A 20,817-nucleotide genomic window follows, 5' to 3' on the forward strand; every position below is an offset into this window, starting at 1 on the left:
TATTTAAAAATACAATATTCAATAGTTGCAGAATAATTTATAATTATTTAGTTATCAGATATTTAAACATTTATTTTTTACAATGTCAGAATTACAGAAAGACTTTCTATTTGTACTCATCAAGTCCCTCTCCACCTCGGAAAAGAGGCAGTTTAAGCTGTATGTGAACCGCCTTGGTATTAATGTGGACGCCAAATTCCTTCTGCTTTTTTCTGAACTCGACAAAATGAAAGAATATAGCGAGGACATTATTCTTGAGAAAAAAATATCCTCAAAACAACAGTTGTCCAACCTAAAAGCGCATCTTTACAAGCAAATCCTGATCAGCCTGAGACTGAATCCCAGTCATCAAAATAACAGGATCCAATTGCGGGAACAGCTGGATTTTGCCAATATCCTTTATCAAAAAGGTCTACACAAACAGGCTTTGAAAATCCTCGACAAAGCCAAACAATCTTCCCTTGAATTGGATGAGAAAACCATTGCCTCCGAAATTATCGAACTGGAAAAAGTTATTGAATCACAATTCATCACAAGAAGTATCGACGGGCGCGCTGATGAACTGATCCGCCAATCCCGTGAGGTAAGTCAACAAAATGCGTACGCAACAATATTATCTAATCTCTCCCTGAAATTGTACAGCGAAATGCTGACACACGGCTATATTAAAAATGACGAAGACCGCGAAAAGATCATCGACTTTTTTGATAAAAAACTGGCAAAAATTGATCTCGAAAAACTGAATTTTACCGAAAAACTTTGGTATTACAAGGCACACGTCTGGAAAAACCAACTATTGCAGGATTATAAATATACTTTAAAATATGCCTATCAATGGGTGGAGCTGTTTCATCAGAATCCGGAAATGATCAAAAGCCATCCCGTTTGGTACATCAAAGGGAATACTTACCTCTTCAAAACCCTCTTTATCTACGGCAGTATCCAGGGAATCGAGAAAAGTTTTGAAAAATTCAGTGATGTGGTCAAGTCGGAGATTTTTGTACATAATGAAAATTCGCAGTCGTTGATTTTCCTAAATTATTACAATACCTTGATGAATTTATACTTCATTAAAGGTGATTTTTTCAAAGGGACAAAGCTGGTTCCAGAGCTGGAACTGAAGATGGAAAAATTCCGGGATAAGATTGATGAGCACCACTTTTTGGTTCTTTATCTCAAGATTGCATCGATGTATTTTGGTAGCAAAAATTATCAAAAAACAATTGACTATGGTTTAAAAATCATCAATTCGAAAGGCAATGTGCAGGACGATTTGCTCTTCCACACCAGAATACTGATCCTAATGGCTAAACTGGAAGCCGGGCTGGATGATGACTATGATGAGTTTGTAAAAAACACGCTTAAGTTTGCCCGAAAAATGAAGAACCCATCTGAACTCCACTTCGAGATTATTACGTTTTTTGGAAATATCAATGATAAAAATCCATTGGAACAGAATAATGCTTTTAAAGAATTTGACCAGCAACTGGAAAAATCGGGTGAAAACCGCTACGATAAAAGGACATTGCTGTATATAGACATCCATGGATGGATCAAATCAAAAGTCAGGAATGTGGATGTCATCGATATTATAAAAGAGAAAGTTAAGACCAAATAATGTCTGTTTTTCTTTAAAAAATCACTATTTTTGCATCTTAAAAAATTCAGCCATAATGCTAAAAATTACACTTCCTGATGGCAGCATCAGAGAATATGAAGGAGCAGTTACTCCGCTGCAAGTTGCGCAAAGTATCAGTGACGGTTTGGCCAGAAATACCATCTCGGCTATCGTTAACGGAAAACAAACCGAAGTAGAAACCACCATCACGGAGGATGCTACGGTGCAACTACTGACGTGGAATGACGACATGGGTAAAAAAGCATTTTGGCATTCCTCTGCTCACCTTTTGGCTCAGGCCATTATGGAGTTTTATCCCAACGCCAAGCTGACCATTGGGCCTGCCATTGCCAACGGTTTCTACTACGATGTAGATTTCGGCGGAGAGCCATTGTCTGAAAAGGACTTTGAAAAACTGGAGAAAAAAATCATTGAAAATGCTAAGAAAAACTCCACGTTTAACCTGCGCGAAGTTTCCAAAGCAGACGCACTGAAGGAATATGCAGACAACCCTTTTAAAACAGAATTGATTGACAACCTGAAAGACGGCGAGATCACTTTTGTAACGCACGATAACTTTACAGACCTTTGTAGAGGTGGACACATCCCTTCCACAGGTATTGTAAAAGCCGTAAAAATATTGAATGCAGCCGGTGCCTACTGGCGTGGTGACGAGAAAAACCCACAACTTACCAGAGTTTACGGTATATCTTTCCCAAAACAAAAAGAATTAACGGAATATCTTGAAAGGCTGGAAGAAGCTAAAAGAAGAGACCATAGGAAACTGGGGAAAGAACTGGGAATTTTTGCATTTTCGGAAAAAGTGGGACAAGGCTTGCCACTTTGGTTACCTAACGGAACCAAACTGAGAAGGAAACTGGAAGACTTCTTGTCAAAAGCACAGAAAAAAGCAGGCTACGAATTTGTAATGACGCCACACATTGGTGCCAAAGAATTATATGTAACATCCGGCCACTGGGACAAATATGGTGCAGATAGTTTTCAGCCTATCAAAACGCCCAACGAAGGCGAAGAGTTTATGCTCAAACCAATGAACTGCCCACACCACTGCGAGATCTACAAAACATCACAGTGGAGTTACAAAGATTTGCCTAAACGATATGCAGAATTTGGGACTGTTTACAGATATGAGCAATCCGGAGAATTGCATGGCTTAACCAGAGTCCGTGGTTTTACCCAGGATGATGCACACCTTTTCTGTACACCAGATCAGTTGATGGACGAATTCAAGAAAACGATTGATTTGGTTTTGTATGTTTTCGGTTCATTGGGATTTGCAGATTTTACCGCTCAGATTTCGTTAAGAGACCCAGAAAACAAACAGAAATATATTGGTTCTGATGAAAACTGGGAAAAAGCAGAACATGCAATTGTAACTGCAGCCACAGAAAAAGGACTGAGAACAGTTACCGAGTACGGAGAAGCAGCTTTCTATGGCCCAAAACTGGACTTTATGGTGAAAGATGCCTTAGGAAGAAGCTGGCAGTTGGGTACCATTCAGGTAGATTATAATTTGCCGGAACGGTTTGACCTTTGGTACACAGGTAACGATAACGAGAAACACAGGCCAGTAATGATCCATAGAGCGCCATTTGGTTCTATGGAAAGGTTCATTGCCATCCTTATAGAAAATACTGCCGGAGACTTCCCGCTTTGGTTAAGTCCGGAGCAATTTATCATCTTGCCGATAAGTGAGAAATATGTAAACTATGCAAAAAAAGTTTCACAATTATTGGAAAATCACGATATTAGCGGCCTGATAGATGACCGAAATGAGAAAACCGGTAAAAAAATCCGTGATGCCGAATTGAAAAAAATACCTTTCATGCTGGTAGTTGGCGAAAACGAAGAACAGAATGGAACAATTTCTGTAAGAAGAAGGGGCGAAGGCGATCTTGGCGCAATGCCAATAGATGATTTTGTTGCTTACTTTAAAAAAGCAGCCGACACCGGATTTGAATTTGGAGAATAGCATTTAGTTTTTTGCTAATAACATTTAGCCAAATTATGAATTCAATTAAATGCAATTAGGCGAATAGCCAATAGCAATAAGCAAAAATTAACTTTAAAATTTAATACAATAGCACAGAAATTTAACAACAGAGGAAGAGGCCCAATGCGCCGACCTGTTCAGGAAGATCTACATCAGATAAACGAAAAAATCCGCGCCAAGGAAGTACGCCTCGTTGGTGAAAACGTAGAGCCCGGCGTTTATCCATTATCAAAAGCTCTGGAAATTGCCCGCGATCAAGAATTGGATCTTGTGGTAATCTCTGACAAAGCGGAGCCTTATATTTCCCGTATCTTGGATTATAAAAAATTCTTGTACGAGCAGAAAAAGAAACAAAAAGAACTGAAGGCTAAACAAGTAAAAGTGGTTGTGAAGGAGATCCGTTTTGGACCTCAAACAGATGAGCACGATTATGATTTCAAAAAGAAGCATGCCGAGAAATTCTTGGAAGAAGGTTCTAAACTGAAGACTTATGTTTTCTTTAAAGGCCGTTCTATCATCTTCAAAGATCAGGGAGAAATCCTTCTATTGAAATTGGCTCAGGACTTGGAGCATGTTGGAAAAGTTGACCAACTTCCTAAGCTTGAAGGAAAGAGAATGATTATGATGATGAGCCCGAAAAAGCCCGCTAAGTAATCTATTGAACAACATCAGTATAAATAAAAGAGAGATCTCAAATGTTTGAGATCTCTCTTTTATTTACTCGGTTTGCTGAAAATTGAAACTTAAATCACCACCATTGTAGTTGAGTGAAACATTGGTTGGGAAGATCTGGTCACTAGTACCAAGCCATCGGTACTCCCAAAATTTGATATTACCCGCTGTAACAGGATATACTATATCGGAATTATCCGGTTTGCTCCTCTTATACCAATCGTTTGAATTCATGCTGATAACATACTTTTTGTCCTTTTCTAATATAAGTCCGGTTATTGGTTTGGTAATTACTGTATTGGCTGCAGAAACATTCACTACTTCTGATTTTAGCACAGTCTTTTTATTATAATCCCAAAATGTAACTTTTAGGTTGGCATTAACGTCGGGCAGTTGTAATACAATAGAGTTAATTTTCCCGTTAACTGTAGGAGAAAACACCAGACCGAATTCATAATTACCTGCATTAATAAAATTACTAGTTGTTGTAAATCCTGCATTGGTATGATAGAGCGACAATGGATTTTCTTCCGGATAAACAACAGGTTCGGTATTGTCATCATCTTTGCGACATTGTAATGTGATAGCAGCAATTGCTACTAATGATAAAATAAGATTTTTCATAAGTTTGATTTTTAAAGTTTGTCAAAAATCCAAATTTTTACCTATTGAATGACGATTAATAGACCAACGACCGAAATAATAGACCATCGACTGATAAAGTATCTAAGTGCATTACTATTTAATTTTCATAATCCCGATATTTTTAGTAATTTTGCAAACTATTATTCTGTAGAATAGTGCTGCAGGATATTTGAAATAAGAATATTGATAACAAACCATAAAACGCAGAACAATGCCAAAATTAAAAACGAAATCAGGTGCTAAAAAGCGTTTTGCTCTTACCGGAACAGGAAAGATCAAAAGAAAAAATGCTTTCAAAAGCCACATCTTGACAAAGAAAGAAACTAAGCAAAAGAGAAATCTTACGCAAACTTCTTATGTTGCAGAAGTGGACAAGAAAAGTGTTCTACGTCAATTAGCAATTAAGTAGTTTTTATAAATCCTTTTCGGTTTATAAGAATTAAACAATTCACAATTTTAACCCTGAGTTGGTGCTCCAAAGAATGCTGAAACATAGCATCGCACAATTCAAAAAAACAATTTAAATTATGCCAAGATCAGTAAACGCTGTAGCGTCTAGAGCGCGCAGAAAAAAAGTACTTAAGCAAGCTAAAGGTTTTTTCGGTAGAAGAAAAAATGTTTGGACTGTAGCTAAAAACGCGGTAGAAAAAGCAATGCAATATGCTTACCGTGGTAGAAAAGAGAAAAAGAGAAACTTCAGAAGCCTTTGGGTAACACGTATCAACGCTGGTGCCAGAGAACATGGAATGTCTTACTCTCAGTTTATGGGAGCTCTTAAGAAAAACAACATCGAGCTGAACAGAAAAGTTCTTGCAGACCTTGCAATGAACCATCCAGAAGCTTTCAAAGCTGTTGTAGATCAAGTAAAATAATTACAAATCTTTGTTATCAATATAAAATCCTGAGAATTTTTCTCAGGATTTTTTTTGTCGTAAACAAAAAAGACTGCCCAATAGGACAGCCTTTCATTAGTCTGTGTTAAAACAGATTATTTAGAACGATTCACCACTCTTCCATTAATAGGTTGTACTGGTCTGTTGTTACTTTTTGGTAAGTGTTTAGCCACATCTTCTATCTCACCTTCTGTCATTGTGATTGGATTTTTGAAAACAATCCAAGTTACCTGATCAGAACAAGGTGGCGTGGTTAAAGATCCTTCGTAAGTGTAATACGCTTTGTTAGCAGGATACATTTTTTCTGGGTCAAAAGCGATATCAGTGTCTTCTTTAGCATTTTTAGCTAATGATTTGAAAACTTTCAATTTCTCAAAATAAGAGTTTTCTTCACCTTCTTTCACCATTACACCCACTACGATAATTTTACCGGCAGCAGATTTGTGTACAAAGTGAAGTTCCAATGGATATCTTACACCATCAATGGTATGCTCTGATTCCTCGTGCGCATGGAACTGAATAAGCGTATATTTTGTACCTTCAAACTCCATATAACTACCTTCTTTGAAATCGAATTGCAAAGAGTGTCCATTATCAACAATATCTTTTACATCCCCTAAACTATAATTAAATTTAAGAGCAGGAAGTTTGCCATTAAGCTTTACTTTTGTGTTAACAATATTGATTGGAGATTGGCTTTTGCTTTGCCCACATTTTTCTGCACCTTGGATATAACCCCATTTTTCGGGAGCCGTGTCACCGGTATAACCCCAATCTGAATGTTGAGCTGATGTAAGACCTGCAGATAAAACGCCTAATCCTAAAATAAATTTTTTCATGATACTTTGATTTATATTTTTATTAATTAAATGATACTTGATATTGTGCCAACACAGCACCTTTAGTTGTAAGTTTGTTACCCTCCATGTTAAAAACAGGACGGTTTTGATAGGAAACGGTTAATTTGGAAGTATGACCCGCCAACAACCAGTTAACACCCATATCCCAGAAGTTCATAGCCTTGTTAAGACGATCATAGTCTGAGTGCTGAAGGGCGATGTAAGGCATTAGGGTTGTATTGCCAATCAAGTTATCCCTGAATTTATAACCCCCTTGAAAATAAAGTGTAGTACCTGTTCCGTACATTGGAAACGCAACACCTGCACCGTTCAGAATATCGGGATTATTACTTCCATTTGCAGGGTTCATAATACCGGCATCTCTGTAATAATTTTTACCATAGTCAAAATGTGTCCAGTTACCATACAAGCTTAATGCTTGGCCATTGCCACCAATTGGCGCGTCGTAAAAGACATCTGCTGCAATATGGAACATATTGCTCAACTCCACCTCTTTAGCTGTGTTAAGTCTTGCCATGGCATCTTTTTGATAGATAAGACCCGCTCCAATGTTGAAAACTGATTTTTTACCCAAATAGGTTCCTGTAAGATATGGATTTTGGTTAGACTCCTGATCTTTAAACTGATATTGGAAATATCCGTTATACTGCATTTTTGGAGGCAATGCAGAAAAATTAGCCGTTTCTGTGATGGTTGGGTTATATCCAGCCATTTTTTTGATAGACATAGGTTGAGCCATCGCAATCCTATAGTCTAATTTCCCCAACTTACCTTTGGCAAACACTGACAGTTTACGCAGAAACTGGTCGGTTACATCATTAGTAGCCTGCTGATAGATAGGAGCGTCTATACCAAGCTGAGATCCTACTGACGGCGATGCAAAACGTGAAAGTCCACTCCAACCAGATAATCCCATACCCATAGAAAGTTTGGTTTTATCTATGGCATACTCTCCGTAGGCATCATGCACGAAAAAGCCTTGCTTTCTGTCGGAGATGTTATTATAATTATTAAGGCCTATTTGTGTAAAAGCAAAAACACGGTCTGTCAGCTGCCCAAATACTTGGATGGATGTTCTACGGATGCCTATATCGGTACCGCTGTTTTTTTCGGTACCATCAATTGTTGTACCCGGATTATAATCTGCAGAGCGTATCCACGCCTGGGTAAGAAATGTGAATTTAACATAATTACTTCCATCCTCGTTCAAAGGTAATTTTCTGTCTTTAAAAAAATTGGAAGATTGCGCATGAGCCTGCTGAGTCAACAGCATAGCACCACAAACTGAAAGAACAGTTGTAAACTTTCTCATTGTTTTTTATTTATATAATTGAATAATAATGACGCGATCTTTTACAGAATAGAATATAATTCTGCAAAATTGGTCACAAAAAAGATTTTGAATAAGAAAAAAATCAGGCTATAAAATCATATTGCCAATCACAAAAAAGATCGTAAAGATGAACTTTTTCTGGCAATAGGTTTATGAAAGCACGATCAAATATCGGCGTAGGGGAAAAATCAATTGATTTTACCAGTTTCTGCGACATTTCAAAAAAAACAGGCAAAATGTCATCCTCAATACTTGATTCCTCTGCCAGAATAATCTGTGATACCATGGCATTTGAAGGAAGAGAAAGTGTATGGTCATTTCGGCTTCCATCTGTTATCTCGATATCCGAATCTACAATAGTGTTATTGTAATTGAAAAAATTAGAAGTGTAAAAGGAGGCAACCATTATCAATAGAAAAGACAACAGAAACAATTCTGTTTTTCTAAAAGATAATCTGTTTATAGCGCCCATTACTAATGCTTTATTTGAGGTTGCAAAGATACGGCGAGCAATAAAAAATACCTAAAAATAACGATTTTAAATTTTAATAATGAGAGCCCACTTTATTGATAAAACAAATGAAATATCGATGTTGGAGTGTGGTGCTATCAAGAATTATGATTATACAATCTCAGAACTCAGGCCTCTGTCCAGCAGAGCTTGATTCATGGGTTTGAGTTTTTCCAATGATCCTGACTTAACGGTGCATTTGCCTTTATAATGGACAAGAATGGTACATTGCTCCGCCTGTTCAAGCGTATGTTCACAAATCTCTATAAGACATTTTATCACAAAATCAAATGTATTGACCTCATCATTGTGAAGAACTAATTTATACAATTCATCCTCTTGTTCAAGTACCAGCACATCCTCCTCATACTGTCTTTTGGGCTGGTCGTAAGATTGGCTGTTAAAAATTTTCATTATTACAAATATTAACCCTCCGTGATCTCATCTGTAAGATCATCAGATATTGGTTTTTTATAAATCAACTCTACCAATTCCACTCCTTTGTTTTGCATCTTAAGAATCTTAAAATGATAGAATCCGAAATCAAACTCCTGGTTTTCTTCAGGAATATCCTGTAACTCATTCAATATAAAACCGGCAAGTGTATTATATTCTCCTTCTTCAGATTCAGGGATATTCTTGGGAAGACATTCGTTAATCTCCTCCAGTGGCTGCGTCGCCTGTACCCAGAAGGTATTGTCACCTACCTTATCTACAATCTTATCCTCTTCATCTTCCTCATCCTGAATCTCACCTACCAATTCTTCCAAAATATCCTCCAGCGTAATAATACCTTCAGTACCACCAAATTCGTCTATTACAATGGCCATATGTTGCTTCTTGAGCTGGAAAGATTTTAAAAGATCTGATATTTTTTTGCTACCAACCACAAAAAAAGCATCCCGCATCAAACCACGAAGATCATCTAGGCTAAGCTCTCCTTTGCGTTTGATATATTCCCTTATGATTTCCTTGGTATAAAAAATACCAATAACGTTATCGATAGACCCTTCATAGACAGGAATTCTAGAATATCCACTATCCATTATCTGTGCGATAATCTCTTCAATACTATCTTCTATATCTATACTAGATATATTTTGACGAGGAATCATAATCTGCTTGGCATTGTGATCTGTAAAATCAAATGCATTTTTGATGATCTCATAGTTTTCCTCTTCAATCTCACCACTGTCTGCAGATTGCTTCACCAATAGCTGCAATTCTTCGGTAGAATGTATGTCCTGATCTGTCGCCGGATTAATCTTAATCACTCTCAAAAAACCGCTGGAAAGAGAATTCATCAACCAAATAAAAGGCTGAAAAACTTTATAAAATAAATGCAGAGGATAAGCAATAAAAAGTGTTGTGGGTTCGGATTTCCTAATCGCTATAGATTTTGGAACCAGCTCACCAAATACAATATGCATGGTGGTTATCAGCATAAAACTACAAACCACGGATATGGTGGTAACAGTTGACGCTGCCAACTCGATATCTAAGGAATGAAAAAGCCCTTCTATCAAATGGTGCAGAGCGCTCTCGCCCACCCAACCAAGTGCCAAAGATGCCAATGTAATTCCCAACTGGGTTGCAGACAGGTAAGCATCAAGGTTTTTAATAATATTCTCGGCCTGTTTGGCCATTGTATTACCCTCAGCAGCTTTTAGCTGAATTTGGGAGTAACGTACTTTAACAATTGAAAATTCGGCGGCTACAAAAAAGCCATTCAGAAGAACTAGAAATAATGCAATAAGAAGTTTGACTAAACTATCGGGGTCCATTTAATATTGTTATACAATGTTTTGCAAAGATATATAAATTTTTTCACATCAATTATTAACAATATTTAACTGATATGTAGTAACTTGAATGTAGCCAAAATAATAAAAAGCACTGGAAAATACTCCAATGCTTTTTATAACTAACTACTAACTTTAACTTATAGGGTATCTTAACTGTTCTTAAGAGCTTCTGCTCCGGAAACAATTTCAAGAATTTCGTTGGTAATGGCGGCCTGTCTTGCTTTGTTGTAAAAGATGACAAGATCATTTTTAAGCGCCTGTGCATTATCTGTGGCTTTGTGCATAGCTGTCATTCTGGCACCATGCTCAGAAGCTACAGAATCCAAAATTGCTTTAAACACCTGCGTTTTGATCGATTTTGGAATCAATGCATCCAAAATCTCCTGTCTGCCTGGCTCAAAAATATAATCAACATTAATTTCTGTTGTTTTCTCCGGAACAGCTATTGGCAAAACCTGTTCGGTTACAACTTCCTGCGTTGCTGCATTGATAAATTTATTGTAAATCACAAAAACTTTATCAAACTTCCCTGCTTTGAAATCGGACATCACACGATCTGTAACATTTGCAACATGATCAAACGATAAGTTATCAAACAAAGCACTTTGGTTATCATAAAGAGAACGACCTCTTCTCACCGCATCAAAAGCTTTTTTACCAATAGTCAACACTTCTGCTGCCACATGATCAAAAGTTGAAAGCTGATGATTAAGCTCTTTGATAACAGAAGAGTTGAAAGCCCCTGCCAAACCTCTGTTGGAAGATACTGTGATAAACAAAACTCTCTTTACCTCCCGCTCGGCAGCATAGGGAGAGACATTATCTGAATCCGAAGCCGCATTCACATTTTCTATGATCTCCTGCAGTTTTTCGGAATAAGGTCTCAGCATTACGATTGCATCCTGTGCTTTTTTCAGTTTCGCTGCGGAAACCATTTTCATAGCACTTGTGATCTGCATCGTAGATGATATCGATGAAATCCTGCCTCGTATTTCTTTTAAGTTTGCCATATGATATTTAGTTGTTGGTTGTCGGTTGTTGGTTGTTAGTTTTAGAACATTCTGTCAACTATCAACCAATAACCATCAACTAATTTTTAATTATATTTAGAAGTAAGATCTGTTGCTACTTGTTTTAGCACGCCTGTAATCTCACCATCAATTTTGCCAGCTTTAAGAGCTGCCATCACCTCAGGATGTTTGTTTCTAAGGTATTCTACATATTCCACTTGGAATTCTTTTACTTTTCTAATTGGCACATTCTTCAACAGGTTTTCTGTACCTGCATAGATCATTGCCACCTGATTTTCTACAGGAAGCGGAGAGTTAACAGGTTGCTTAAGAAGTTCCACATTTCTCTCCCCTTTTGAGATGACCGCCAAAGTAGCAGCATCTAGGTCAGAACCGAACTTAGCAAAAGCTTCCAATTCTTTATATTGTGCCTGATCCAGTTTCAAAGTACCGGATACTTTTTTCATAGATTTGATCTGGGCATTACCACCAACTCTAGATACAGAGATCCCTACGTTGATCGCCGGACGAACCCCTGAGTTGAACAAGTCCGTTTCTAGGAAGATCTGACCATCTGTAATAGAAATTACGTTGGTCGGGATATAGGCTGATACGTCACCTGCCTGCGTTTCGATAATTGGAAGTGCTGTTAAAGATCCACCACCTTTTACAATTGGTTTGATAGACTCTGGCAAATCATTCATTTGCGCAGCAATGGTATCGTCAGCAATTACTTTTGCTGCTCTTTCCAACAATCTGGAGTGAAGGTAGAACACGTCACCAGGATAAGCCTCACGGCCCGGTGGTCTTCTAAGAAGAAGTGAAAGCTCACGGTAAGCCACAGCCTGCTTGGATAAATCATCATAAACGATTAACGCTGCACGACCACTATCACGGAAAAACTCCCCAATAGATGCACCAGCCATTGCAGAATAAACCTGCATAGGAACTGGATCCGAAGCGTTAGCTGCTACAACCACGGTGTAAGCTAGAGCCCCTTTATCTTCAAGCGTTTTAACAATCTGAGCAACAGTTGAAGCCTTTTGTCCAATGGCTACATATATACAATATACAGGGTTACCTGCATCATAAAATTCTTTTTGATTAATAATGGTATCAATGGCAACAGTTGTTTTACCAGTCTGTCTGTCTCCAATAATCAACTCTCTTTGTCCTCTTCCTACAGGGATCATCGAGTCAATCGCAACAATACCAGTCTGCAAAGGCTCGTTTACAGGTTGTCTAAAGATAACACCTGGAGCTTTTCTCTCCAATGGCATCTCATAAAGATCTCCTCCGATAGGCCCTTTCCCGTCGATTGGGTTACCCAAAGTATCTACTACTCTACCAAGCATCCCTTCCCCCACTTTGATAGAAGAAATCCGCTGTGTTCTTTTAACAGTGTCACCTTCTTTTACCAATTTGGATTCACCAAGAAGTGCCACCCCTACGTTGTCTTCTTCTAGGTTAAGTACAATTCCTTCTATCCCGGCTTCGAATCTTACCAATTCGCCGTATTCTACATTTTCTAAACCGTAAACACGGGCAATACCATCTCCAATTGTAAGAACAGTCCCAACCTCTTCTACGTTGGATTGTGTATCAAAATTTGCTAATTGCTGCTTCAGTATCGCTGATACTTCTGCCGGATTTATTTCTGCCATTATATGGTTCTTTTATTCTTAGTTAAGTTGAAATTCTTTTTTGATATTATTCAGTTTGGTTTTAACCGAAGCGTCTATCTGCTGATCGCCTACTCTTAGGATATATCCACCTAGGATCTCTGGTTTTACAACCGTTTTGAGATCATAATTGGCAACATTGACCATTTTGGAATCCGCAATAATCTGACGAACGGTATCCTGAGACAACGCCGTAGCGGTTACCAACGAAATGCGCTGTGTACCTCTGATATCTTCTACCTTATTGATAAACTCTTGAGCAATATTACTAAGCTGAGCCTCTCTGCCGTGTCTTATCACAAGTCTAATAATATTTTGCGATACCGGAGAAAAATTTTTAAAGATCTCCAAGGCAATAGCATCTTTTTTGCGGGCATCTATGAAAGGCGTATGCAGAAACTGGTTCAGGTCTTTGGACTCAGACACGATCTTTACGATGTCTTTCATCTCCCCGAATACAGTCTCTGTATTACCAGATTCCTGCGTAAAATCCAATAAACCCTGTGCGTATCTTTTAGCTACTTTAGATGTTAACATCCTGATTAGTTAAGGTTTGATTTGTTTAAAATATTTTCTACCAAAGCATTCTGAGCACCATCGTTGTTCAGTTTTTCTTTCAGGATACTTTCTGCAATGCTTACAGAAAGCGAACCGATTTGATTCTTGATATCTGCCATAGCAGCATTCTTTTCTGTTTGGATAGACTGTCTTGCCGCAGCAATCATTTTCTCTCCCTCAACTTTAGCACTATCTTTAGCTTCGTTAACGATTTTATCCTTCATCTCACGGGCTTCCTTCAGGATGCCATCTCTTTCTGCTCTAGCTTCACGAAGAATCCTTTCGTTATCTTCTTTTAGCTGTGCCATTTCCAGTTTAGCCAGTTTAGCCTGGTTCAACGCATCAATGATGGTGACTTCTCTCTGGTTAACCGCTTTAAGAATTGGTTTCCATGCAAAAGCTTTAAGAAGAACTACCAGCAGGATAAATACGACTGCAGTCCAGAAAATATTACCAATAGAAGGCGTTAATAAATCCATTATATGATATTAGTATTAAAATGTTATTGTTATAATCATAATTAAAAGTATTCTGCAAACCAACCGTTTACAGAATACTTTAAAAATCTCTTATCCGTTTCCTAGTAATGCTACTACGATACCGAAAAGACCAGCACCCTCGATAAGAGCGGCTGCGATAATCATTGCAGTTTGGATTTTTCCAGATTGTTCTGGTTGTCTTGCAATACCATCCATTGCAGAACCACCAATTTTTCCGATTCCTAATCCAACTCCTAGAACTGCTAAACCAGCTCCGATTGCTGCGATACTACCTGTCATAACTATATAATTTAAAAATGTTATTTTTATATTTAACTATTAATGATCGTGTGCGGTTTCTACTGCCGATCCTATAAACAATGCCGTTAACATGGTGAAGATATAAGCCTGCAATGCTGCTACCAAAACCTCCAGAACGTAGATGAACAAAGATAATCCCAATGATACCGGCGTAATAGCGTAAGTACCCATGATAAAGATCAATGAAATCAAACTCATGATGATAATGTGACCTGCCGTCATGTTGGCAAACAAACGGATCATCAATGCAAACGGCTTGGTGATAATTCCCAAAAGCTCTACAGGAACCAAAATAATATACACCAACACTTTACCAGCGAATGGCATATTTTTCCCCAACGGGTCAAACATGTGCATCCAATAAGTCTTCTTACCGCTGAAGTTAACAATCAGCAATGTGAAAACAGACAATACCAATGTGAACGCGATATTCCCCGTTGTATTGGCAGAACCTGGTAAAAGTCCCAAAATGTTAAGTATCCAAATAAACAAAAACAAAGTCACCAAATAAGGCACATATCTCTGATATTTTACAGATCCGATATTTTGCAAAGCAATCTCATCACGCACAAACACAATGATTGGCTCCATAAATTTGGCAATACCAGAAGGTACATTCGATTTCTTATAAGATGCCGCTGTCGCAAAACCAATAATTAACAAGATTACAGCCGCCAAAATCATCTGCGCCACCACTTTGGTAATAGACAGGTCAATTGGCATTTTGTTGGTTGCGTGGCCGTCATGCTCCGTAATGTCGCCAGCCGCATTGGTCTCATAAATCTTGTTATGGAATACTTTATAATATTTACCATCAACCGCTGCTACTTCGTCTTCGTTATGACCAAACTTTGCAGAGCTGAATACTTTAAGACCGTTATCAATTAGAATAATTGGCAGCGAAAAGCCCACAGATTCGTGACCTTCTCCCCACAAATGCCATGAGTGAGAATCCTGAACGTGATGCATGATAAAAGGAACAGGATTATACTTCTCTTCTTTCTCCTTCAATTCTTTACCTAAAGATTGCGCAAATACTTGCCCAAAGAGGAAAACGGTAAGGACAATGTACAGTTTTTTAAGACTCATAAGCCAAATAATTCTCAATTTTTTGCAAAAGTATAAAATTAATTCCAATCGTCCAGCATAACCCGGGATTAAATACATGATATTAATCTTGTTTTTTTATCAGTCTTATAACGAGCAACATATCAGCCAGCATATAGATCCAATACAATACAAAATAAACCACAATATGTGCAGAAAAATCCGTCCTGAAGCGGTAAAACAGATAGCCTATCGCAAAAAATTTGAAGACAATCAAACCTAAATAAACAAAGCCAAGACCGCTGTACCTAGTGAAGCCATAAAACCCCAAAATGATCAGCAAACCTATCAGGTTAATAGCAAACAAACCACCATGAAGCGTTGGATTGATACACCAGTTATTCCCAAAAAAATTAACAAATAGCCCTACAACAAGACCAATCAGTAAAAAAATAAGAAGGGAAGTGAGCGCCGTTTTTAATCGATTCATAAGAATGCAAAAGTAAAAAAATTAATGAGAGCCGACGCATCTAAAAAAATCCGGTCTAAGTAACGTTTTTAATCTTAAAGAAAATCATGTAAATAATATGTCGCAAATTCAATTTAAACTTTAAAACAAACTTGTTCCTGCATAATAGTGAGAAAAATCATGCCCTATCAACATGATGCCTATAATCCATTATAGCTGGGATGCATCCAATACAAAAAACTGCCTATTTGTTACATTTCTATCAAAAAAATTTCCCAGTCTGTAAAATAATATAAATTTGCAGAATTGTTTTTCAACATCGCATAATTATGTCGCAAGATAGCAGCGGTCATATAGACCTCAAAAAATTATCATGGATAGGTGTTTTGGTTTCTTTGGGAATTGTTTTCGGAGATATCGGAACCTCGCCACTTTATGTAATGAAAGCCATTATCAATGCCGGGAAGGCAGGTGGCGTCATTTCAGAAGAATATATAGAAGGTGCCCTCTCCTGCATTATATGGACGCTGACGCTGCAAACCACCGTTAAATACGTTATCATTGCGCTAAGGGCAGATAACAAAGGCGAAGGCGGAATCCTGTCTTTATATTCACTGGTGAAGCGCTTTAAGAAAAAATGGCTCTACCTGGTTGCCATCATTGGAGCTGCTGCACTGGTAGCCGACAGTATTATTACACCATCACTGACTGTGATGTCTGCTATAGAAGGTCTGGAACTTGTTACCCATAAGCCTCCTGTTGTGCCAATTACACTTACCATCCTTGTGGTGATTTTTGTCGTGCAGCAATTTGGTACCAGTTTTATTGGGAAATTTTTTGGTCCCGTTATGGTGCTTTGGTTTTTGGTTTTAGGCGGATTTGGTTTGGTTCATCTGGTTGAACAGCCAGCTGTTTTAAAAGCCTTTAACCCGATGTACGCCATCAAGCTGATTTACAATTCGCCGAGTGCCATTATCATTTTGGGAGCCGTTTTCCTATGTACCACAGGTGCCGAAGCTCTCTATTCTGACCTTGGGCACTGCGGCATCAAGAATATCAGGCTAAGTTGGGTGTTTGTAAAAGCAATGCTTATTCTCAATTACCTAGGACAAGGCGCATGGCTGTTGAGCAACTACCATGAAGTTTTTCGAGGGAAGAACCCATTCTTTGGCATCATGCCAGAATGGTTCATTATCCCGGGAGTTATACTGGCCACTGCCGCAGCTATTATTGCGAGCCAGGCCGTTATCACTGGCGCATTCACGATGTTTTCGGAAGCCATGTCGCTCAACTTTTGGCCTAACCAAGAGATCGAATACCCATCGGGGATCAAAGGGCAGATGTATATCCCAAAAATCAACTGGGGAATCCTCATGCTTTGCTTTATCGTTGTCATGTACTTCCGCGAATCAGGACGTATGGAAGCCGCTTATGGGCTATCTATTACCGTCACGATGCTGATGACCACAGTGTTGCTGGTATTTTGGTTTTTCAAAACAAGAACCAACAAAATTTGGATTGGCCTGTTTGCTCTTGTTTATCTTATTATAGAAGGAGGATTTTTTAGTGCCAACATCATTAAGTTTTTTGATGGCGGATGGATCTCCGTGCTTCTCGCTGGTTTTATTGGTGTTTGTATGTACGCCTGGTATAACGGGCGGATTATCAAAACCACTTTTATCAAGTTTGTCAAACTCCAAACCTATGTATCTACCATCAAGGATATGAAACTGGACGAGACCATCCCCAAATATGCCACCAACCTGGCATTCTTTAGCCGCGCCAAACGCGATGACGAGGTAGAGTCCAAGATTATCTACTCCATCATCAGGGCACAACCGAAAAGGGCCGATCATTATTTTATACTGAACATCGTTAATCAGGAAGACCCATACAGTTTCCGCTATCATATCGAGGAAGTATTGCCTGGAACGATTTACAAGATTAATTTCCTGCTGGGGTTCAAAAGGGATCGCCGCATCAACGATTATTTCCAACAAATCCTGAATGATATGATGGAAGACGGCACCATCCCTTCTCGCAGTTCGCACCCATCGCTGCGCGCGCATAATATACCGCCAGACCTGAAATTTGTGATTATCGATAATGTTTATATCAACGATATTCTACTAACGATCAGAGACAAAATTATCCTGAACATCTACAACTTTGTCAAAAAGCTGGGCAGCAATGATTTTACCGCCTATGGTGTTGAAAGCCACAACGTTGTGGTAGAATCTGCACCATTACTGGATCAAAAAATCAAAATCGAAAAAATACAGAAAGTGGAAAACCACCATTCTGACTAATCCAAAAAAATCGCTATTTTTGTACAATGGATACGAAACAAAAAGAGCTAAACATTACAACTATAAAAGATGTCCTAAGACAATACCTTCAGGATAAAGGCTTCCGCAACACGCCGGAACGCTATACCATCCTAGAGGAGATCTACAATATGGAGCATCACTTTAACGTGGATGATCTTTATCTGCTGATGATGCAGAAAAAATACCATGTCAGCAAGGCAACCATTTACAATACGATCGAGATTTTTTTGGATGCCGGACTTATCAGGAAACACCAGTTTGGCGAGAAAACGCTTAGCACCTCCTCTTATGAGAAATCCTACTTTGACAAGCAACACGACCACCTTGTTGTTTACAAAGCTGGATCTGATAAAGAAATTGAAGAAATCATCGAGTTCTGTGATCCCAGGATTCAGGGTATCAAGGATTCTATAGAGGAAGCATTTGGTGTCACTATCGATACACATTCGCTTTATTTCTACGGACACAAGAAGTCTGACCATTAATGAAGAAATCCCTTTTCGCTGTTTTTCTGCTACTGGCATTTGCCAAGCTACTTTCTCAAGTTGCACCGGCTCCGGCTTCGGGTGTGACTAAAGACCCTTTTTTTTCTAATGCATCTGCTAAAAAAGATCCTACCAAGAAGGTCAAACATATTCATTCCGACAAAGCAGGCGTTAGTCCTGATAAATATGAAGGCAATATGGTTTTCTCCGGAAATGTTCAGTTTGAACATCAGGGATCTGTACTCACTGCTGATGAAGTGGTTTTTTATCAGAAAGACAACTTCCTGAAGGCCATCGGCAATGTAGTGCTTACCACATCGGACGGCAGTAAAATCACTGCTGAAGAGATGGAATACGATGGCAATACGCAACGTGGTATCGCCCGCAAAAATGTTGTGCTGACAGACCCTAAGCAAACCATCAAAACAGAAACACTCTATTACGACAAAATCCCCAACACGGCCTATTTTAACACCGGAGGTACCATCTATACCAATGACGGTGCGGTGATGTATACCAAGGCTGCCACTTACTATCTTAATACCAAGCTGATTGATTTTGTTGGCCGTTCTAATATCGAGACTGACAAATACACCATTGTTAGCGATAATATCAAACAAAATCAGAATACCGGCGTATCAGATTTCTTTGGCCCTACAACTATCAGAAGTAAAGAAAACCCAAGAAACTATGTGTATACGGAGCTGGGCAGCTACAACTCCAAAACCAGCGAATCTTTCCTTAACAAAAACTCCAGAATTTACTACAACGACAAAATCCTGAGTGGCGATAAGCTCTACTACAACCGCAACACGGGATTTGGCAAGGGCAATGGCCATGTGAGGCTGGATGACCCGAAGGAAAACCGCTATATTATTGGTGGATATGGCGAGATCTACGAGAAAAGGGACTCTGCCATGGTTACAGACAAACCTTATGCGGTGAAGATTCTCAGCAAAGACTCGGTTTATATTGCCGCAGACCGCTTCCTAAGTTTTCAGAAACCCGATAGCGCCAATGTGCAAAAGAAAAAAAGCTTCCTAAGGGCATACAGAAAAGTAAGAATCTTCAAAACAAATATGCAGGCACGTGCCGACTCGCTAAGCTACAACGAGACCGATGGCGAGATGCACCTGATGCGAAAACCGATCCTGTGGATGGGCACCAAGCAGGTAACCGGTGATGAGATACGCGTCTACAGCAACCCGGAAAAGCAGGTGGCTGATTCTGTCCGTGTGTTGGGAAATGCCTTTGCCATCAACAAAGTAGATTCGCTAAATACAAAAGATGAGTTCCACCAGATCAAAAGTAAAAATATGGTGGTTTACCTGAAAGATGACAACGCCATAGATATGGCCAAGGCAATTGGCAATGCCCAGGCGATCACATACGCCGATGACGAAAACCAAAAAACCCATGAGATTACGCGGATTGGCGTGGCTCTGTCCACCTGTGGTGAGATTGTAGCCGAGTTTGTGGATAAAAAATTAGAGAATGTTTCCTGTAACATCGGTGCCAACCAAGACATTTACCCGATGAGCAAGATCTCGCGCGAGCAACGTTTTTTCAAGGATTTTAACTGGAATACCAAAGACAGACCTCGGAAGTGGGAAGACATCTTCTTGGACAGCCCGGACTATCCCGAAACCCAATATAAGTCTGACAACTCCCTGTTTGACCATGCCGAAAGCGAACGAAAAAAACAGGAAGAGAAAAACAAGCCTAAAACACCCACAAGAGTTAAGAAATAAGTTTTTGGCTCAACCTCGGGAGATTTTGCGTAATGGAATGAATTTTTGATTCAGAGTATTTAAAGAAGTGAAAAAAGCAATTTTTTTGTTTACTTGGCTGCTCTTAAAAATCAGGATATCTACGATTTTTTAGAGTATATCTAGCATTTATACTTTGATGAGGAATTCAGCGAAAAAATTGCTACTTAGTCAAATTTAATTTGCTCAAAGAAAAGGTCTTAAATTCTAAGAATAAATAAGATGTGAGTTTATAAAAAAACATCCTCTAATATAGAGGATGTTTGTAGACCCACAGGGATTTTAACCTACTAATTCATAAAACATCTTTAAGTAT

21 protein-coding genes are annotated in these 20,817 nt (G+C 38.7%); 8 read left to right on the plus strand and 13 right to left on the minus strand.

Annotated features, from left to right (window positions below; translation table 11 throughout):
• Window positions 1-82 precede the first annotated feature (82 nt).
• From AC00Y6_RS00245 to infC, 3 genes are all read left to right on the plus strand, one after another.
• Window positions 83-1,618, plus strand: a complete 1,536-nt coding sequence (locus tag AC00Y6_RS00245; protein WP_474488619.1) for a restriction endonuclease subunit S domain-containing protein — start codon at window positions 83-85, stop codon at window positions 1,616-1,618.
• A gap of 55 nt (window positions 1,619-1,673) precedes the next feature.
• Window positions 1,674-3,611, plus strand: a complete 1,938-nt coding sequence (gene thrS / locus AC00Y6_RS00250) for a threonine--tRNA ligase (protein ID WP_474488620.1) — start codon at window positions 1,674-1,676, stop codon at window positions 3,609-3,611.
• Window positions 3,612-3,755: 144 nt separating this feature from the next.
• Complete coding sequence (gene infC, locus AC00Y6_RS00255) at window positions 3,756-4,286, plus strand: translation initiation factor IF-3 (RefSeq protein ID WP_474488621.1); 531 nt, start codon at window positions 3,756-3,758, stop codon at window positions 4,284-4,286.
• A gap of 63 nt (window positions 4,287-4,349) precedes the next feature.
• Here infC and AC00Y6_RS00260 read toward each other — a convergent pair whose 3' ends face one another.
• Window positions 4,350-4,928 carry a hypothetical protein gene (locus AC00Y6_RS00260; RefSeq protein WP_474488622.1) on the minus strand — a complete coding sequence of 193 codons (579 nt, stop codon included), beginning with the start codon at window positions 4,926-4,928 and terminating at the stop codon, window positions 4,350-4,352.
• A gap of 232 nt (window positions 4,929-5,160) precedes the next feature.
• Here AC00Y6_RS00260 and rpmI point away from each other — a divergent pair, with 232 nt between their 5' ends.
• Window positions 5,161-5,358 (plus strand): 50S ribosomal protein L35, encoded by a 198-nt coding sequence (rpmI, locus tag AC00Y6_RS00265; RefSeq protein ID WP_312766570.1) that lies wholly within the window; start codon window positions 5,161-5,163, stop codon window positions 5,356-5,358.
• A gap of 118 nt (window positions 5,359-5,476) precedes the next feature.
• A complete protein-coding gene (gene rplT / locus AC00Y6_RS00270; RefSeq protein WP_283417151.1) occupies window positions 5,477-5,821 on the plus strand; it encodes a 50S ribosomal protein L20 in 345 nt (114 codons plus the stop codon).
• Between the two features lie 116 nt (window positions 5,822-5,937).
• Here rplT and AC00Y6_RS00275 read toward each other — a convergent pair whose 3' ends face one another.
• The 12 genes from AC00Y6_RS00275 to AC00Y6_RS00330 all read right to left on the minus strand — a co-directional run bounded on the left by AC00Y6_RS00275 (window position 5,938) and on the right by AC00Y6_RS00330 (window position 15,938).
• Window positions 5,938-6,681, minus strand: coding sequence for a carbonic anhydrase (locus AC00Y6_RS00275; RefSeq protein ID WP_474488623.1), 744 nt, complete (start codon window positions 6,679-6,681; stop codon window positions 5,938-5,940).
• 22 nt (window positions 6,682-6,703) lie between these two features.
• Window positions 6,704-8,014: a hypothetical protein gene (locus tag AC00Y6_RS00280; protein WP_474488624.1), complete on the minus strand. Its 1,311-nt coding sequence runs from the start codon at window positions 8,012-8,014 to the stop codon at window positions 6,704-6,706.
• Window positions 8,015-8,117: 103 nt separating this feature from the next.
• Window positions 8,118-8,507, minus strand: a complete 390-nt coding sequence (locus tag AC00Y6_RS00285; RefSeq protein WP_474488625.1) for a hypothetical protein — start codon at window positions 8,505-8,507, stop codon at window positions 8,118-8,120.
• Between the two features lie 150 nt (window positions 8,508-8,657).
• Window positions 8,658-8,960 (minus strand): ATP-dependent Clp protease adaptor ClpS, encoded by a 303-nt coding sequence (locus AC00Y6_RS00290; protein WP_474488626.1) that lies wholly within the window; start codon window positions 8,958-8,960, stop codon window positions 8,658-8,660.
• Window positions 8,961-8,971: 11 nt separating this feature from the next.
• Window positions 8,972-10,330 (minus strand): hemolysin family protein, encoded by a 1,359-nt coding sequence (locus tag AC00Y6_RS00295; RefSeq protein ID WP_474488627.1) that lies wholly within the window; start codon window positions 10,328-10,330, stop codon window positions 8,972-8,974.
• A gap of 170 nt (window positions 10,331-10,500) precedes the next feature.
• Window positions 10,501-11,361 (minus strand): ATP synthase F1 subunit gamma, encoded by an 861-nt coding sequence (gene atpG / locus AC00Y6_RS00300; RefSeq protein ID WP_474488628.1) that lies wholly within the window; start codon window positions 11,359-11,361, stop codon window positions 10,501-10,503.
• An 86-nt stretch (window positions 11,362-11,447) separates the two neighbouring features.
• Window positions 11,448-13,025 (minus strand): F0F1 ATP synthase subunit alpha, encoded by a 1,578-nt coding sequence (gene atpA, locus AC00Y6_RS00305; RefSeq protein ID WP_474488629.1) that lies wholly within the window; start codon window positions 13,023-13,025, stop codon window positions 11,448-11,450.
• Between the two features lie 18 nt (window positions 13,026-13,043).
• Window positions 13,044-13,580, minus strand: coding sequence for an ATP synthase F1 subunit delta (gene atpH / locus AC00Y6_RS00310; RefSeq protein ID WP_474488630.1), 537 nt, complete (start codon window positions 13,578-13,580; stop codon window positions 13,044-13,046).
• A 5-nt stretch (window positions 13,581-13,585) separates the two neighbouring features.
• Window positions 13,586-14,080, minus strand: a complete 495-nt coding sequence (locus AC00Y6_RS00315) for a F0F1 ATP synthase subunit B (RefSeq protein ID WP_474488631.1) — start codon at window positions 14,078-14,080, stop codon at window positions 13,586-13,588.
• A 90-nt stretch (window positions 14,081-14,170) separates the two neighbouring features.
• Window positions 14,171-14,380: an ATP synthase F0 subunit C gene (gene atpE, locus AC00Y6_RS00320; RefSeq protein WP_002664302.1), complete on the minus strand. Its 210-nt coding sequence runs from the start codon at window positions 14,378-14,380 to the stop codon at window positions 14,171-14,173.
• A gap of 39 nt (window positions 14,381-14,419) precedes the next feature.
• Entirely contained in the window at window positions 14,420-15,490 is a 1,071-nt protein-coding gene (gene atpB / locus AC00Y6_RS00325; protein ID WP_474488632.1) for a F0F1 ATP synthase subunit A, read from the minus strand.
• An 82-nt stretch (window positions 15,491-15,572) separates the two neighbouring features.
• Window positions 15,573-15,938 (minus strand): hypothetical protein, encoded by a 366-nt coding sequence (locus tag AC00Y6_RS00330; RefSeq protein ID WP_474488633.1) that lies wholly within the window; start codon window positions 15,936-15,938, stop codon window positions 15,573-15,575.
• Window positions 15,939-16,246: 308 nt separating this feature from the next.
• On the opposite strand from AC00Y6_RS00330, the gene AC00Y6_RS00335 reads away from it, so the two are divergent.
• From AC00Y6_RS00335 to AC00Y6_RS00345, 3 genes are read left to right on the plus strand one after another with little or no spacing between them, the layout of a single operon-like run.
• Window positions 16,247-18,226, plus strand: coding sequence for a KUP/HAK/KT family potassium transporter (locus AC00Y6_RS00335; RefSeq protein ID WP_474488634.1), 1,980 nt, complete (start codon window positions 16,247-16,249; stop codon window positions 18,224-18,226).
• A gap of 26 nt (window positions 18,227-18,252) precedes the next feature.
• A complete protein-coding gene (locus AC00Y6_RS00340) occupies window positions 18,253-18,732 on the plus strand; it encodes a Fur family transcriptional regulator (protein ID WP_474488635.1) in 480 nt (159 codons plus the stop codon).
• Window positions 18,732-20,483, plus strand: coding sequence for an OstA-like protein (locus AC00Y6_RS00345; protein ID WP_474488636.1), 1,752 nt, complete (start codon window positions 18,732-18,734; stop codon window positions 20,481-20,483). Before AC00Y6_RS00340 ends, AC00Y6_RS00345 begins: the two co-directional genes overlap by 1 nt.
• The last annotated feature ends 334 nt before the right edge of the window (window positions 20,484-20,817 follow it).

The organism is Epilithonimonas sp. (genome assembly GCF_056329745.1).

Bases quoted from the DNA above. Each gene is read 5' to 3' on its own strand.
- AC00Y6_RS00245 (WP_474488619.1), top strand. From the start codon at position 83: ATGTCAGAATTACAGAAAGACTTTCTATTTGTACTCATCAAGTCCCTC.
- thrS (WP_474488620.1), top strand. From the start codon at position 1,674: ATGCTAAAAATTACACTTCCTGATGGCAGCATCAGAGAATATGAAGGA.
- infC (WP_474488621.1), top strand. From the start codon at position 3,756: ATGCGCCGACCTGTTCAGGAAGATCTACATCAGATAAACGAAAAAATC.
- AC00Y6_RS00260 (WP_474488622.1), bottom strand. From the start codon at position 4,928: ATGAAAAATCTTATTTTATCATTAGTAGCAATTGCTGCTATCACATTA.
- rpmI (WP_312766570.1), top strand. From the start codon at position 5,161: ATGCCAAAATTAAAAACGAAATCAGGTGCTAAAAAGCGTTTTGCTCTT.
- rplT (WP_283417151.1), top strand. From the start codon at position 5,477: ATGCCAAGATCAGTAAACGCTGTAGCGTCTAGAGCGCGCAGAAAAAAA.
- AC00Y6_RS00275 (WP_474488623.1), bottom strand. From the start codon at position 6,681: ATGAAAAAATTTATTTTAGGATTAGGCGTTTTATCTGCAGGTCTTACA.
- AC00Y6_RS00280 (WP_474488624.1), bottom strand. From the start codon at position 8,014: ATGAGAAAGTTTACAACTGTTCTTTCAGTTTGTGGTGCTATGCTGTTG.
- AC00Y6_RS00285 (WP_474488625.1), bottom strand. From the start codon at position 8,507: ATGGGCGCTATAAACAGATTATCTTTTAGAAAAACAGAATTGTTTCTG.
- AC00Y6_RS00290 (WP_474488626.1), bottom strand. From the start codon at position 8,960: ATGAAAATTTTTAACAGCCAATCTTACGACCAGCCCAAAAGACAGTAT.
- AC00Y6_RS00295 (WP_474488627.1), bottom strand. From the start codon at position 10,330: ATGGACCCCGATAGTTTAGTCAAACTTCTTATTGCATTATTTCTAGTT.
- atpG (WP_474488628.1), bottom strand. From the start codon at position 11,361: ATGGCAAACTTAAAAGAAATACGAGGCAGGATTTCATCGATATCATCT.
- atpA (WP_474488629.1), bottom strand. From the start codon at position 13,025: ATGGCAGAAATAAATCCGGCAGAAGTATCAGCGATACTGAAGCAGCAA.
- atpH (WP_474488630.1), bottom strand. From the start codon at position 13,580: ATGTTAACATCTAAAGTAGCTAAAAGATACGCACAGGGTTTATTGGAT.
- AC00Y6_RS00315 (WP_474488631.1), bottom strand. From the start codon at position 14,080: ATGGATTTATTAACGCCTTCTATTGGTAATATTTTCTGGACTGCAGTC.
- atpE (WP_002664302.1), bottom strand. From the start codon at position 14,380: ATGACAGGTAGTATCGCAGCAATCGGAGCTGGTTTAGCAGTTCTAGGA.
- atpB (WP_474488632.1), bottom strand. From the start codon at position 15,490: ATGAGTCTTAAAAAACTGTACATTGTCCTTACCGTTTTCCTCTTTGGG.
- AC00Y6_RS00330 (WP_474488633.1), bottom strand. From the start codon at position 15,938: ATGAATCGATTAAAAACGGCGCTCACTTCCCTTCTTATTTTTTTACTG.
- AC00Y6_RS00335 (WP_474488634.1), top strand. From the start codon at position 16,247: ATGTCGCAAGATAGCAGCGGTCATATAGACCTCAAAAAATTATCATGG.
- AC00Y6_RS00340 (WP_474488635.1), top strand. From the start codon at position 18,253: ATGGATACGAAACAAAAAGAGCTAAACATTACAACTATAAAAGATGTC.
- AC00Y6_RS00345 (WP_474488636.1), top strand. From the start codon at position 18,732: ATGAAGAAATCCCTTTTCGCTGTTTTTCTGCTACTGGCATTTGCCAAG.